Origin of the sequence: Chloracidobacterium sp., assembly GCA_015075585.1 — a bacterium.
Taxonomy (GTDB): Bacteria; Acidobacteriota; Blastocatellia; order Pyrinomonadales; family Pyrinomonadaceae; genus OLB17.
The window spans coordinates 238,108-251,870 of record JABTUB010000001.1 but is presented as its reverse complement, the minus strand read 5'-3'; the positions used below and the strand labels follow the sequence as shown (position 1 = coordinate 251,870).

At 53.3% G+C, this 13,763-nt stretch carries 9 protein-coding genes; 7 read left to right on the top strand and 2 right to left on the bottom strand.

The annotated features are described in order from the left end of the window. Positions 1–44: 44 nt before the first annotated feature. A complete protein-coding gene (locus HS105_01155) occupies positions 45–1,022 on the bottom strand; it encodes a deoxyhypusine synthase family protein (protein ID MBE7515210.1) in 978 nt (325 codons plus the stop codon). 212 nt (positions 1,023–1,234) lie between these two features. Between HS105_01155 and HS105_01150 the strand changes: the two genes are divergently transcribed. The 3 genes from HS105_01150 (at position 1,235) to HS105_01140 (ending at position 3,292) form a co-directional block, all read left to right on the top strand. Then, a complete protein-coding gene (locus HS105_01150) occupies positions 1,235–1,378 on the top strand; it encodes a hypothetical protein (protein MBE7515209.1) in 144 nt (47 codons plus the stop codon). A 178-nt stretch (positions 1,379–1,556) separates the two neighbouring features. Beyond that, positions 1,557–2,420, top strand: coding sequence for a DUF4935 domain-containing protein (locus HS105_01145; GenBank protein ID MBE7515208.1), 864 nt, complete (start codon positions 1,557–1,559; stop codon positions 2,418–2,420). Positions 2,421–2,530: 110 nt separating this feature from the next. Continuing rightward, entirely contained in the window at positions 2,531–3,292 is a 762-nt protein-coding gene (locus HS105_01140) for a hypothetical protein (GenBank protein MBE7515207.1), read from the top strand. Positions 3,293–3,565: 273 nt separating this feature from the next. On the opposite strand, the gene HS105_01135 is transcribed toward HS105_01140, so the two are convergent. After that, positions 3,566–5,545: a winged helix-turn-helix domain-containing protein gene (locus tag HS105_01135; GenBank protein ID MBE7515206.1), complete on the bottom strand. Its 1,980-nt coding sequence runs from the start codon at positions 5,543–5,545 to the stop codon at positions 3,566–3,568. Positions 5,546–5,755: 210 nt separating this feature from the next. Between HS105_01135 and HS105_01130 the strand changes: the two genes are divergently transcribed. The 4 genes from HS105_01130 (at position 5,756) to HS105_01115 (ending at position 13,752) form a co-directional block, all read left to right on the top strand. Beyond that, positions 5,756–5,992, top strand: a complete 237-nt coding sequence (locus HS105_01130; protein ID MBE7515205.1) for a hypothetical protein — start codon at positions 5,756–5,758, stop codon at positions 5,990–5,992. Positions 5,993–6,117: 125 nt separating this feature from the next. After that, complete coding sequence (locus tag HS105_01125) at positions 6,118–9,297, top strand: VCBS repeat-containing protein (GenBank protein ID MBE7515204.1); 3,180 nt, start codon at positions 6,118–6,120, stop codon at positions 9,295–9,297. Positions 9,298–10,058: 761 nt separating this feature from the next. Continuing rightward, the gene (locus HS105_01120) at positions 10,059–10,817 is read left to right on the top strand and encodes an outer membrane beta-barrel protein (protein ID MBE7515203.1); all 759 of its coding nucleotides are present in this window, start codon (positions 10,059–10,061) and stop codon (positions 10,815–10,817) included. A gap of 304 nt (positions 10,818–11,121) precedes the next feature. Then, a complete protein-coding gene (locus HS105_01115) occupies positions 11,122–13,752 on the top strand; it encodes a glucosidase (GenBank protein MBE7515202.1) in 2,631 nt (876 codons plus the stop codon). Positions 13,753–13,763: the final 11 nt, after the last annotated feature.

The following is a 13,763-nucleotide window of genomic DNA, read 5'->3' as shown; positions in this document are numbered from 1 at the left end:
TCTCAATGGCCGACAACCGGATCGCAGACAGCCCCGCCGCTCCCTTACCAACCCAGAATATACGCGAACATGAGAGGGGCGACGATGGAGGCGTCGGATTCGACGATGTATTTTGGCGTGTCGGCGGCGAGTTTGCCCCAGGTGATCTTTTCGTTCGGGACAGCGCCGGAGTATGAGCCGTAGCTTGTTGTTGAATCGCTTACTTGGCAAAAGTAGCCCCAGACAGGGACGTTCTCACGCTGCAGGTCTTGATGCAGCATCGGGACGACGCAGATAGGGAAATCGCCTGCGATGCCGCCGCCTATTTGATAGAAACCGATGGTCGAATCGTCCTTCGCATTGTTGGTGTACCAATCGGCGAGGAATGTCATATATTCGATGCCGGTGCGCACGGTGTGGACGTTTTTGACGTCGCCGGTGATGACGTGTCCGGCGAACATATTGCCCATCGTCGAATCTTCCCAGCCGGGCACGATCATCGGCAGGTTCTTCTCCATCGCGGCGTACATCCAACTGTCTTTCAGGTCGATCTGATAGTATTCCTCAAGCACGCCGGAACGCAGCACCTGATACATAAATTCATGCGGGAAGTACCGCTCGCCCTTCGTATCTGCGGCTGTCCAGACCTCGACCATCGCTTTCTCAAGCCGACGCATCGCTTCCATCTCGGGGATGCATGTGTCGGTTACGCGGTTCATATGGCGGTCGAGCAGATCTTGCTCGTCCTGCGGCGTAAGGTCGCGGTAATGCGGCACGCGTTCGTAGAAATCGTGTGCGACGAGGTTGAAAAGGTCTTCTTCCAAATTCGCACCCGTGCAGGAAATGATCTGCACCTTGTCCTGACGGATCATCTCCGCCAATGACAATCCCAACTCCGCCGTACTCATTGCACCCGCGAGCGTGATCATCATCTTCCCGCCGTCCGCAAGATGTTTCTTATAACCTTCCGCCGCGTCGACGAGCGCCGCCGAGTTGAAGTGCCGAAAGTGATGCTTGATGAATTCTGTAATTTGTCCGTTCATAACTTGCGAATGCTCGTGCTAATAGCAGGCTGAAAGATGTACCGTTGTGTATAACGCCCTTACTAACGTGCGGGCTTCTGCATCTAACGCGAATAGTGAATTATAACCATTCGCCGCAATTAACGTAATTCGTGGGCTGCATAGACAGCGATCATTGGATCGATGATCTCTACTGGTGGCTGAACGAGCAGCCTGGTAAGTAACTGAACTTTATGACAAAAAATCAAGACACTGTGACCGCGTATTTGGAAGGCTTTGGCAAGATGGATCGCGATCTGATCCTTTCCTGCCTGACCGATGATGTTGAGTGGGTGATCCTCGGAATATATTCGGCGAAAAGAGGTCGCTTGGCTTGACGATGCAGATTTCGGGCACTACCGGCACGCTTCGTCTTGTAGCTCATATGCTTCAACCGTATGAGATCGCGCACCTGATCGAGAAGCCTTGGAGGGTCTGTCACCATTTCGCTTGATACTAATGTAATCTGGAGTATTATCAACAAGGTTTGTTGTTTATCATTAGTTAGCCGTCATTATGGCCATCAAGAAACTCCTTTTCGTCGACACCAATATATGGCTGGATTTCTATCGGGCACGCACCGAAGCGGGCCTTGCGCTGTTACGCCACCTCGAGTCGAATTCGGACAAGATCATAGTGAGCTACCAAGTTGAAGCCGAGTTTAAGAAGAATCGGCAGATGGCTATTCTCGAGGGTATGCGGGAACTAAAGTCACCCCAACAAATTGTATGGCCTGGGATGTTCTCCGACGCGCAAGCGACTCGAATGCTACAAAAGAATGTGAAGGAAGTGGAAAAACGTGTGAAGGACATGAAGAAGAAGCTTGGGCGAGTCCTATCTGATCCTGCTCAAAACGATGTGGTGTACCAAGCATGCCAGAGGATATTCCACCGGGAAAGCGCCCTTGTTTTGACTCGGGACGACCCGCGTCGGAAACGTATCCGAAATCGCGCTCTGCGACGCTTTCTCCACGGCTGTCCGCCTAGGAAGAAGAACGACACGTCATTGGGCGATGTGATAAACTGGGAGTGGATGGTCGAGTGTGCAATCACGGCAAATGCGGAGCTTACTATCGTTTCTCGAGACTCAGATTACGGTGTTGTGTACGAGGATACGGCTTACATCAATGACCATTTGCGCCATGAGTTTAGTGACCGTGTCAGTAAGAAGAGGAAGCTCATTCTCTATGCAAAGCTCTCTGAAGCGTTGCGGCACTTCAAGGTGCCCGTTACCAACGAGGAAGCGAAGGAGGAAGACTCTTTGGTCGCAAGCGATACGAACAAGAAACCGATTAGGCGCGAGTCCACTAACTCTTGGGTAAAGCTTCTGAACGAGATCATCGTTGGCGCCAAACGGGGCGTCGAAGACGATGACGGCTAACAATGCGTTCCAGCCGAAACTGCTTCGCTCCGGCAACGGCGTGGCAGAGAAAGCTTGCCACCCTGTTACCTGCGCTACGCAGTTCGGCTTAACTCAGGTGTTAGCCATCAATGGAGGCAATCGTGTCCGCAGAAATTTCGCAAGATACCGCAAATGCGCTGGGTTTTTATGTGTATGCATATATCGATCCACGCGATGAGTCGGTGTTCTATATTGGGAAAGGCGTTGGAAGGCGAGCAGTAGATCACTTACTTGATAAGACTGAGTCGAACAAGGTTGATAGAATCAATGAAATTCGCGGCGTTGGCCTTGAGCCGCGAATTGATATTATTGCGTACCAACTTCGTGATGATCTTGAATCTAGCCGAGTAGAGGCTGCGCTTATTGAGCTTATAGGAGTTGATCAGCTCACTAATCTTGTCAGAGGGCGCTTTAGTACCGATTATCCAAGGCGCCCGTTAGCAGATTTTATCGCAGAAAACAACGCTCAATCCGTAGATGTAACTGATCCAGCATTGCTGATTCGCATTAACCGACTGTTTCGGTATGGAATGAGTGCTGAGGCACTATACGAAAGTACTCGTGGAATTTGGGTTATAGGCGAACGCCGCAACCGGGCACGATTTGCAATGGCCGTCTACGCTGGGATTGTCCGGGAGGTTTATGAGATAGAGTCTTGGCACCGTGCTGGCACGACACTCTATGCGACTCGTGATCAATCAGAATTAGCCAAGCAGAAAGGTAAGCGTTGGGAGTTCGTAGGACATATTGCTTCTGAACCTAAGCGGTCGCAATATCTTGGGCGTTCAGTCGCTCATTTATTTCGTGTTGGGCAGCAGAGCCCAATTGTAGGGATCGGGCTGGATGGCTAACAAATCATTCAGGCCAACGCGGCTTCATGGCGCGGCTTAATTGAAACGTTATGCCGCGGTGCCGTCTGTACCTGTTGGGACGGCGACCGCCTCGAGCTCGGCCGCGTCGGCATTTGTCCCGATCCGCGATCCTCGAATGGGCATACCCGCGCGGCATCCGTTCGTTATGAACGGCGTAATGCACGTTTTTGAGACCACGCAAGACCTTACAGCGCACAAAGATCGATCAGACCGCCGAAATGAGAGACAGGATGCGGGATGTGCCGTCGCACGCTATTGTTCAGGCAAACCGATGCGATGCAGCAGGTCAGTAAAGCGCCGATCCTGCCGGAGCGCGTCAAAAGCCGGTTCGTTCCTGCACCACAACAGGTCAAATTCACGTTCGGCAAAGGATCGGTCAAGGAATTCGAGCGCCGCTGTGTCCCGGTTCAAGCGAGCATACGCGACGGCGACGTCGTAGGAAGTACCATTGCCGTCGTTGAGGTCGCGACGGCTGAATTCAAGCCGCTTCTTCCAGTATTCCGGCGACCCGCCGTGCTTTAGCGCCGCGGTCAATTCGGCAGCTCGTTTTGCGGCACTTTCGGCTGACTCTTTTTCGAGCAGGACGTTTGCGAGCTTATATTCAGCTATCGCTTCTTGAAACCGCGCCGTATCATCGTATGCCTGAGCGAGGAAAAGGTGGGTCAGCGGATGTTCCGGCTCGGTCTCGAGTACGCGTTTGTACTGTGCTATCGCCTCATCAAAACGCCGCGAATCGGCGAACCGCACACCGACATTGAATGCGATGCTTGGCGAGAACGGCTCAAGCGAGCGGGCTTTTTCGATCTCAGCCATGGCCTCATCATGCCTGCCGAACCAAGACAAAAATAGCGAATACGAACTATGAACCGTCGCAATATTCGGATTCAACTCGATCGCCCGCCGGTACTCAGCCTCAGCTGCGGGAAGATCCAAGTTGTCTTCGTAATTCGCCGCCAGCAAGGCGTGAACCTCGGGAAGTCCGTCATCCAAAGCCTGTGCTTTCAGCGTGGCAGCATTTCGCTTCGCAATAAGCTCTTTTATGTCTTCGCGCTTCAAATGTTTGTCGTAAACGGGCAAAACGTTATAGGCCGAGGCCAGGCCTGCATACGCCTTGGCATAGGCCGGATCTTTATCTATCGCCTGTTGGAATAGCTCCATGCTTCGGTGTATGTCCGCAACTGTCCGCTTGTTCCAGTGATAGAGGCCTTGCAGGTAAAGCTGGTAAGCGTCGGTATTGTGCGTGTCCTGCTTTGCGGTGGTTTGATCGCCCTGGCCCGCGATCCTACGATGCAGGCTGCTTGAAACCCTGCGCGTAATATCGTTCTGCACATTAAAGATATCAGCCAGTTTTGCTGTGTACTGTTCGCCCCATATCCGATGATTGTCCTCAGCATTATCAAATCGGACGTTGACTATGAGTTGGTCACCAACCGTCTTAATGTTACCGCTAAGCACGGCCTTCACGTTCAATGCGGTGCCGATCGATCGAGCGTCTTTTGTCTCGCCGTCCGAAATAGCGGAACGCCCCGACAGCACTTTCAGCCCTGACAGACGCGACAGATCGTTTATCAGGCTCTCCGCAATTCCGTCGCCGAGATATTCCATATCCGCGGACCGTGTTGAATTTTCAAAAGGCATCACGGCGACCGAGTCGATATCGGCCGCGGGCCGCACTCGACCGAACGCAAAGTACCATACGGCAAAAGCTCCGACGCCGGCCAAGACCAACGCAAATGCTGCCAGCCAAAGCCGCTGTTTGAGCGGCCTTCGCGGGACAACATTCTCTTGTTCGCCGGAAAGTTCGTCCGCCCCGTCAGCTCCTCTCGTTACAGCGCTTTCTTCCGCGGAGGCCGGCTCAACCGTCTCGTCGTGATTCCCGCCGTTCCGGTCACCGATGACCGGCCGCACCTCGGGCAGGAATCGGTAGCCGTGTCCGCGTACGGTTTCGATGAACTTTTCTTTGCCTTTTGCGGCCCGCTGTTCGCCAAGCGTTTGCCGCAGTACTGAGATCTTCTGATCGAGATTATTCTCCTCGACGATGGAATCAGCCCAAACCTCGCCGATCAATTCATCCTTAGTAACAAGTTCGCCGGCACGCCGCACGAGCACACAAAGCGTCTGAAAGGCCTTGTCCGGCAACCGCACACGTTTACCGTCACGCAATAGAAGCCGTTCGGGAACATCCAAACGGAAACGCGAGAATTCATATAACTCTTTGCGTTTCAATGACATAGCAGATCAGAAATTATTCAGGAAAATACAAGAAGAGCCTCAGGCTGCTCTAAGTATTCTCAACCGCAACCGAGGCTAAGGTAAAAGAGCATCGGTGGAAATGCCGGATACAAAACATCCTCGGCTGCATTGCAAAACCCTACATAGCGTCAATTGTAATGCCAACACCGATGCAAAAACAACATTTTATGTTTAAGCGAGACCAAGAAAATGAATATGCAAAAATGCACCTCACTCAGGACCGGCATTGCGGCGTTGTGCTCATTGCTTTGTTTTTTCACATTACAAGCAGCGGCGCAGACCGGCAGCGATCACAATAAGGTCGAATTCTTCGGAGGCTACTCGATCGCGAGCGTGCAGCCGAACGTCAAGGCAATATCTGAATTCGGGATGACATTCTCCCCTTGCTCACCCGACGCGACGCCGTTCCTTGGTGAGAATTTTTAGACATCGTTCTCCAAACGCGGCCCCTTCAGGAGCAAGCCTTACACTTATGATATTGCCAGTTCGCCTGAAACCATCGCACCAGTGGATCAGGTAAGTTAAATATTACCTCGAATATGGAGCAAGAAATGAAAAGATCTCTTATACGTATCATGGTCGCATCAGTCGCGTCGGTGGCTCTAGTCGTTTTCGGTATTGTATTTCTCAATTACGGTATTTCTACCGCGAATGCCGGAGGGCCAGACGTTGTGCTTGACACGACATTCAATGCGCAGGTGTCCGATGCCTTTGGATATGGATATGTTTCGATCAGTCAGCCTGACGGAAAGATATTGGTCGGAGGCCGCTTCGATTTCGTAAACGGGACTAAGCACAATGGCATCATCAGACTCAATGCCGATGGCTCTGTCGATAACACGTTCGACCCGGGAGGCTTAGGTGCGAACGGGGACGTACTCGCCATCGTAATGCAGGGCGAGAAGATACTGATAGGCGGCAACTTTAGCAGCTATAACGGCTCGGCTGCAGGTATGGTGGCTAGGCTGAATGCTGACGGCACGCTCGACACAACGTTCAACATCGGAGGCGTGGGTGTCGCTGGCTACGCAAGGATCACGTCGCTTGATATTGGTTCAGATGGGAAGATCTTTGTTACAGGGCAAGGTATTTCAACGTATAACGGGGTTACAATTCGTGGCGTGTTCAGGCTCAACGCGGACGGTTCTCTTGACACAAGCTTTTCATCGGGATTCACAACGGCTACCGATATGGAGGATGCCGAGATCCAGCCTGATGGAAAGATCGTGATCGTTGGGTATTTCGAATCTTATGGTGGGCAAACCGCCAACGGAATGGCAAGGCTAAATACCGACGGCACATTAGACACATCCTTCAATATGGGAACAGGGTTGGTGGATTTTGATGGTTATCCGGGGTGGGGTTCCGGGGTCCAGATACAGCCAGACGGCAAAATAGTCATCGCAGGCGAGTTCGTCCAATATAACGGTGTGGAACGAAACGGTGTTGTCAGGATCAATCCGGACGGAAGCATCGATACCACGTTCGTACCAACAGGCGGCGGAAATTTCGAATTTTGCGCCGTGCAGTCAGACGGCAAGATCGTTGTCACCGGCAATGACGGCGGCTATGGTGTAAGCATCGTCCGATACAACTCCGACGGTTCGCGAGACAACAGCCTCAATATTGTAACTTTTGGCTATGGTTATAATGTCAGCCTTCAGACGAATGGTAAAATTCTAGCAACAGGACTCTTTATGCGGGTCGCCCCTAACCACAGGAGGTTCGGTATTGCAAGGTTCAATGCGGATGGCTCGCTCGACAATGAGTTTGAACCTTTACTGACCGGATTGGCGGAGGTTCAAGCGATCACGGTGCAGTCGGACGGGAAAGTACTTGTTGGCGGTTCATTTACTTCGTCTGGGGGAAGTCCGGAGCGTGGAATCGCTCGGTTTCTTTCAAACGGAACATTAGATTCGTCCTTTTCGGCGGGTACCGATGTCATGAACGGGGGTGAACTGCATTACTTTAACTCGATCATCGAACAGCCGGACGGTCAGATACTAGCGGGCGGTGCGTTCCGGTATTGGAATAGTGATCGAGTGCTCATGGCGCGTATGAGTTCCGCCGGCGTACTTGATACTTCCTTTAACATCGACGGCGCACTTGTGGATTTCTCTGGCGGCCAGAATTCCAACACATCAACGTTGTTACAGCCGGACGGTAAGATCGTAATTGGCACTAGGTTATTCAATTCCGGCGCTTATCTTAATCGGCGCCTTGAGCGCCTCGATCCTGACGGCGGGCTCGATACGACATTCAACAACGGCGGCAACGGGGCAAATAGTCATGTCTTTAAGATACTCCGCCAGCCTGACGGGAAGCTGATCATCGCTGGTGGTTTCGTAACCTATAATGGGATAAGCCGCAAAAGGATCGCCCGATTGAATGCCGACGGTACGCTAGACGCGACGTTCAACCCCGGCACAGGCGCGAATAACGCTGTGTTAGACGCGGTACTTCAACCCGATGGTAAAATCGTGATCGGAGGCAATTTCACGATCTATAACGGAGTAACCGCAAACTGTCTTGCGCGAATTAACAGCGACGGTTCGTTGGATACGACGTTCGATGCAGGAGCGGGAGCAAACAGCACGGTTGTAAAGATCGCAGCCGCACCCGACGGCAAATTCTGGGTTGGCGGCACGTTTGATCAGTTTGGAGGTCAATCCGCCAAGTACCTTGTGCGTGTCACACCGACCGGTAGCCTAGATCCCACACTCGCAAGTGGTCTGAACGGACCTGTTTCTGCGTTAGCATCGTCGGATGACGGCTCGGTCTTGGTGGGCGGGAGCTTTACCAAGTATGGCGATGTGCCGAAAAGCGGTATTCTTCGCCTAATTCCTGCTCCGGCCGTGCCTGCGTCACATACACGCGGCGACTTCGACGGAGACGGCAAGACCGATCTTGCAGTGTTCCGCCCGTCAGAAGGCAACTGGTATGTGCAGGGCTCGACTAACGGCTTCTCGGCAACGCATTGGGGCCTCGCAACGGACACGATCGCACCGGGCGACTATGACGGTGACGGCAAGACCGATTTTGCAGTGTTCCGTCCCGATGCTAACCCGGCGAACAACGATTACTTTGTTCTTATGAGCAACGGTAACGTGTTCAGGGCAACCTCGTGGGGCCTGCCTGACGACGTCCCTGTCTCAGGCGACTACGATGCCGACGGCAAGACCGACCTGGCGGTCTTCAGGCCATCGACCGGTGTTTGGTATGTGCTCAACAGCAGCAACAACTCGAACACTGTTGAACCGTTCGGACTTACGGGTGACAAGCCTCTTGCTATCGACCCTGAAGGCGACGGCAAGACCAATCTGGCCGTTTATCGTCCGTCTGAGAACCGGTGGTACATAGCTAAACCTACGGGATCGCCCGCAACCAACTTCTACGTCTATGACTTCGGTGCGACCGGCGACCAACCGGCACCGGCGGATTATGACGGCGACAGCAAGGAAGATGTTGCAGTGTTCCGCCCGTCGGACGGCACATGGTATATCCGCAAGAGCAGTAACGGATCGGTCATCTACACCGCGTTCGGCCAGAACGGCGATATCGCAGTTCCGGGCGACTACGATGGTGACGGCACGGCCGATGTCGCTGTCTATCGCGGCGGCACGTGGTACATCAACGGCTCGACAGCAGGTACCTTCCAGTCGAACTTCGGTGTGGCAACTGACATACCGGTGCCGTACAAGTTCCTGCCGGATATGAGCGGCGATGCCTGAGACCGGAACGGAGCGACAATTTTTACAACTGATGGCTCCACGAGTGGATTCATTATTACAAATTTCGGCAATGCGTCCGATCTCCATATGCCTTCGGCATATGGCCAATGACACTCTATCGAGATGATCGTCCTCCGGCCGCGCTTTGGCACCGCAGCGTGAACATGCCCGACGACCAATGGTTCCTCGGCTGGTGCGGCGGCGTTCGCGGCGGCTATTGTACGCACTTCCGGTATGAACCGGTAGCCGTGTCCGCGTACGGTTTCGATGAACTTTTCTTTGCCTTTTGCGGCCCGCTGTTCGCCAAGCGTTTGCCGCAGTACTGAGATCTTCTGATCGAGATTATTCTCCTCGACGATGGAATCAGCCCAAACCTCGCCGATCAATTCATCCTTAGTAACAAGTTCGCCGGCACGCCGCACGAGCACACAAAGCGTCTGAAAGGCCTTGTCCGGCAACCGCACACGTTTACCGTCACGCAATAGAAGCCGTTCGGGAACATCCAAACGGAAACGCGAGAATTCATATAACTCTTTGCGTTTCAATGACATAGCAGATCAGAAATTATTCAGGAAAATACAAGAAGAGCCTCAGGCTACTCTAAGTATTCTCAACCGCAATCGAGGCTAAGGTAAAAGAGCATCGGTGGAAATGCCGGATACAAAACATCCTCGGCTGCATTGCAAAACCCTACATAGCGTCAATTGTAATGCCAACACCGATGCAAAAACAACATTTTATGTTTAAGGGAGACCAAGAAAATGAATATGCAAAAATACACCTCACTCAGGACCGGCATTGCGGCGTTGTGCTCATTGCTTTGTTTTTTCACATTACAAGCAGCGGCGCAGTCCGGCAGCGATCACAATAAGGTCGAATTCTTCGGAGGCTACTCGATCGCGAGCGTGCAGCCGAACGTCAAGGCAATATCTGAATTCGGGATGACATTCTCCCCTTGCTCACCCGACGCGACGCCGTTCCTTGGTGAGAATTTTCAGACATCGTTCTGCAAACGCGGCCTGTTCCAGGGCTTTGACACGTCGGTCACATATAACGTGAATCGCTACGTCGGCATAAAAGGCAACGTAACCGGCCACTTCAGGAGCAAGCCTTACACTGATGATATTGCCGGTTCGCTTGAAACCATTACGAGAAAAGAGAGCGTCGTAAACTATTTGGTTGGGTTACAGGTCAAGGACAACGCCAAGAAAGGCAGATTAAAGCCGTTCGCTCACGCATTGTTCGGTGCCGCAACCTACAACTACAAGGCGACGAATGTTGCCCCGACTGCGCCGCAGGACAATTTTGAGATCACCGCAAAGACCACGGCGTTCGCGATGAAATTCGGCGGCGGCATCGATGTACGAGTGAATCGACGGATGGACGTTCGCTTGATCGAGTTTGACTATAATCCCGTGCTGATCCGTGACTTTCCGCTCGTCGGCGACCCTTACGGCGCCGTGCAGCAGAATAAGACCGCAAACAATTTTACGTTCGGGTTTGGCGTGGTCTTCCATTAAAACGCAGGTGTCGGCGGGCGGCAACGCGATCATCAGATCGTAACGGCCGCCGACCTGCTACTGTACGACCTGGGTCGATAGAACGCAGTTCTATCGCTCCGTCGTTTTATGCCGCTCGCTGAGAGATCGCGTTGGCGGCCGGGCAAAAGATCTCTTTCACCGATAAACTTTCGAGCCAAATATGTAACTTTTCCGCACAATTTCACCGCCAGGGCCGCAGCGCGTTGCCATTCAGTCCTTTCCGCAGATGTGTCATTTGCCGGCAAATGATGTAGAAATTATTAAGTGGCAGTGGTGAAGTTCTATGGACGCGGAGCGGCGGCGGCTTAATGAGGTAAGGGCGGGAACGCGGCGTTGGAAGCGTTGGGGGCCGTATCTGAGCGAACGGGCTTGGGGCACCGTGCGCGAAGATTATTCGCCCGACGGTTCGGCGTGGGACTACTTTCCGCACGATCATGCCCGCTCGCGTGCATACCGCTGGAACGAGGACGGCATTGCCGGCATCTGCGACATTGAGCAGACGATCTGTTTCTCCGTCGCTTTCTGGAATGGCCGCGACCCGATACTCAAAGAGCGGCTTTTCGGCCTGACGGGCAGCCAAGGGAACCATGGCGAGGACGTCAAGGAGTATTACTACTATCTTGATTCGACTCCGACGCACTCATACATGAAGTACCTATATAAGTATCCGCAGTCCGAGTTCCCGTACAACGACCTGCTTGAAAAGAACCTTGCCGCCGGCCGCCGCGCGCCGGAATACGAGTTGCTTGACACCGGCATTTTCGACGACGACCGCTATTTTGACTGCTTTGTAGAGTACGCAAAGGCTGAGGTGAATGACATTCTGATCCGTATCACGATCGCGAACCGCGGCGCTGAGACGGCGGTGATCAACGTGCTGCCGACACTTTGGTTCCGCAACACATGGTCGTGGGACGGCATTGCACCGGGCCGCAATATACGGGCGATCGGCGCAGGCGAGATCGCCGTTGAAAGCCCTTTGGCTGAATACAGGCTGTTCTGTGAGGACGCTGACGAGCTTCTGTTCTGCGACAACAACACCAACAAACGGCGACTCTTTGACGCCGACAATGAAACCCCTTTTGTAAAGGACGGCATAAACAACTACATTGTCGATCACGATATTACGGCGGTGAATCCCGATCTTACCGGCACAAAGGCCGCGGCGAATTACCGCCTCGAGATCGCGGGCGGCGAACAACGCACCGTCAGGCTGCGACTAAAAGCGCTCACACCGGAGACCGAACAGCCGAAGCGGCGGCGAAGCGAATTTGCCAACGCCGATCGTATGTTCGAAAAGCGCATCAAAGAAGCCGACACATATTACAGCGGCATCATCCCGCGCGACCTCTCACAGGACGCACAAAATGTGATGCGGCAGGCATTTGCCGGAATGCTCTGGTCAAAGCAGTTCTATCATTACGACATCGAGAAATGGCTTGACGGCGATCCGGGACAGCCGCCGCCGCCCGAACAGCGAAAAAAGGGGCGTAATTCGCAATGGCGGCATTTGAACAACGCCGACATAATATCGATGCCTGATAAGTGGGAGTATCCGTGGTACGCCGCGTGGGACCTGGCGTTCCACTGCATCCCGCTCGCACTCGTTGATGCCGAGTTCGCAAAGGAGCAGTTGATCGTAATGCTCCGCGAATGGTATATGCACCCGAACGGACAAATACCGGCGTACGAATGGGCTTTCAGCGATGTAAATCCGCCGGTGCATGCGTGGGCGGCACTCCGCGTTTTTCAGATCGATAAACGTATCAACGGACGCGGCGACACGAATTTCCTTGCCAGGATCTTTCAAAAGTTGCTGCTCAATTTCACTTGGTGGGTGAATCGCAAGGACGTCGAAGGGATGAATGTCTTTGAGGGCGGCTTCCTCGGCCTCGATAATATCGGTGTTTTTGACCGCTCGCGGCCGCTGCCGACCGGCGGTGAACTTGTCCAATCGGACGGCACAAGCTGGATGGCGATGTACTGTCTGAATATGTTGGCCATAGCTCTCGAACTGGCTGTTTTCGACAGCTCATACGAGGACGTTGCGACAAAGTTTTGGGAACACTTCATTTATATTTCCGATGCGATGAACAGCCTCGGCGAAGAAAAGACCGCGATCTGGAATGAGGATGACGGCTTCTATTACGACGTGCTGCATCTGCGCGGCGTCGGAAATATACCGCTGAAAATACGCTCGATGGTTGGGCTGATTCCGCTTTTCGCGGTCGCGACGATCGATCAAGAGACACTCGATGCACTTCCTGATTTCAAGCAGCGTTTTTTTTGGTTCATAAAGAATCGGCCGAATCTGACGGCGAATGTCGAAAAGAAGCCGCGCCGCCGCCTTCTTTCTATCGCGTACCGCGAGCGGCTCGAACGCGTCCTGAAAGTGATGCTCGACGAGGCTGAGTTCCTTTCGCCATACGGGATCAGGGCATTGAGCCGCTATCACCTCGAGAACCCGTACATCTTGAAGCTCGACGGCGGCGAGCGGCGTGTCGATTACGAGCCGGGCGAATCGACAACCGACCTTTTCGGCGGTAACTCGAACTGGCGCGGCCCTGTTTGGATGCCGGTGAACTACCTGCTGATCGAATCGCTTCAGAAATACCACTATTTTTACGGCGATGATCTGAAGGTCGAGTTTCCGACCGGCTCGGGCAAGCGGCTGAACCTGTGGGATGTGGCGGCCGAATTATCACGGCGCGTATCGCACCTATTCTTAAAGGACGCGGACGACAGACGGCCCGTTTTCGGCGACAGCGAGAAATTCCAAACAGATGAGCATTTCCGCGACCATATCTTGTTCTACGAGTGCTTTCACGGCGACAACGGCCGCGGTATCGGTGCCGGGCATCAGACAGGCTGGACGGGACTCGTAGCAAAGCTTCTTCAGCAGAGCGGCGAATAATGGGCTTTGCG

What these genes read in the sequence shown, in the direction of transcription:
- HS105_01130 (MBE7515205.1), top strand. Translation starts at nt 5,756, where the DNA reads ATGAATATGCAAAAATGCACCTCACTCAGGACCGGCATTGCGGCGTTG.
- HS105_01120 (MBE7515203.1), top strand. Translation starts at nt 10,059, where the DNA reads ATGAATATGCAAAAATACACCTCACTCAGGACCGGCATTGCGGCGTTG.
- HS105_01125 (MBE7515204.1), top strand. Translation starts at nt 6,118, where the DNA reads ATGAAAAGATCTCTTATACGTATCATGGTCGCATCAGTCGCGTCGGTG.
- HS105_01150 (MBE7515209.1), top strand. Translation starts at nt 1,235, where the DNA reads ATGACAAAAAATCAAGACACTGTGACCGCGTATTTGGAAGGCTTTGGC.
- HS105_01145 (MBE7515208.1), top strand. Translation starts at nt 1,557, where the DNA reads ATGGCCATCAAGAAACTCCTTTTCGTCGACACCAATATATGGCTGGAT.
- HS105_01115 (MBE7515202.1), top strand. Translation starts at nt 11,122, where the DNA reads ATGGACGCGGAGCGGCGGCGGCTTAATGAGGTAAGGGCGGGAACGCGG.
- HS105_01155 (MBE7515210.1), bottom strand. Translation starts at nt 1,022, where the DNA reads ATGAACGGACAAATTACAGAATTCATCAAGCATCACTTTCGGCACTTC.
- HS105_01135 (MBE7515206.1), bottom strand. Translation starts at nt 5,545, where the DNA reads ATGTCATTGAAACGCAAAGAGTTATATGAATTCTCGCGTTTCCGTTTG.
- HS105_01140 (MBE7515207.1), top strand. Translation starts at nt 2,531, where the DNA reads ATGGAGGCAATCGTGTCCGCAGAAATTTCGCAAGATACCGCAAATGCG.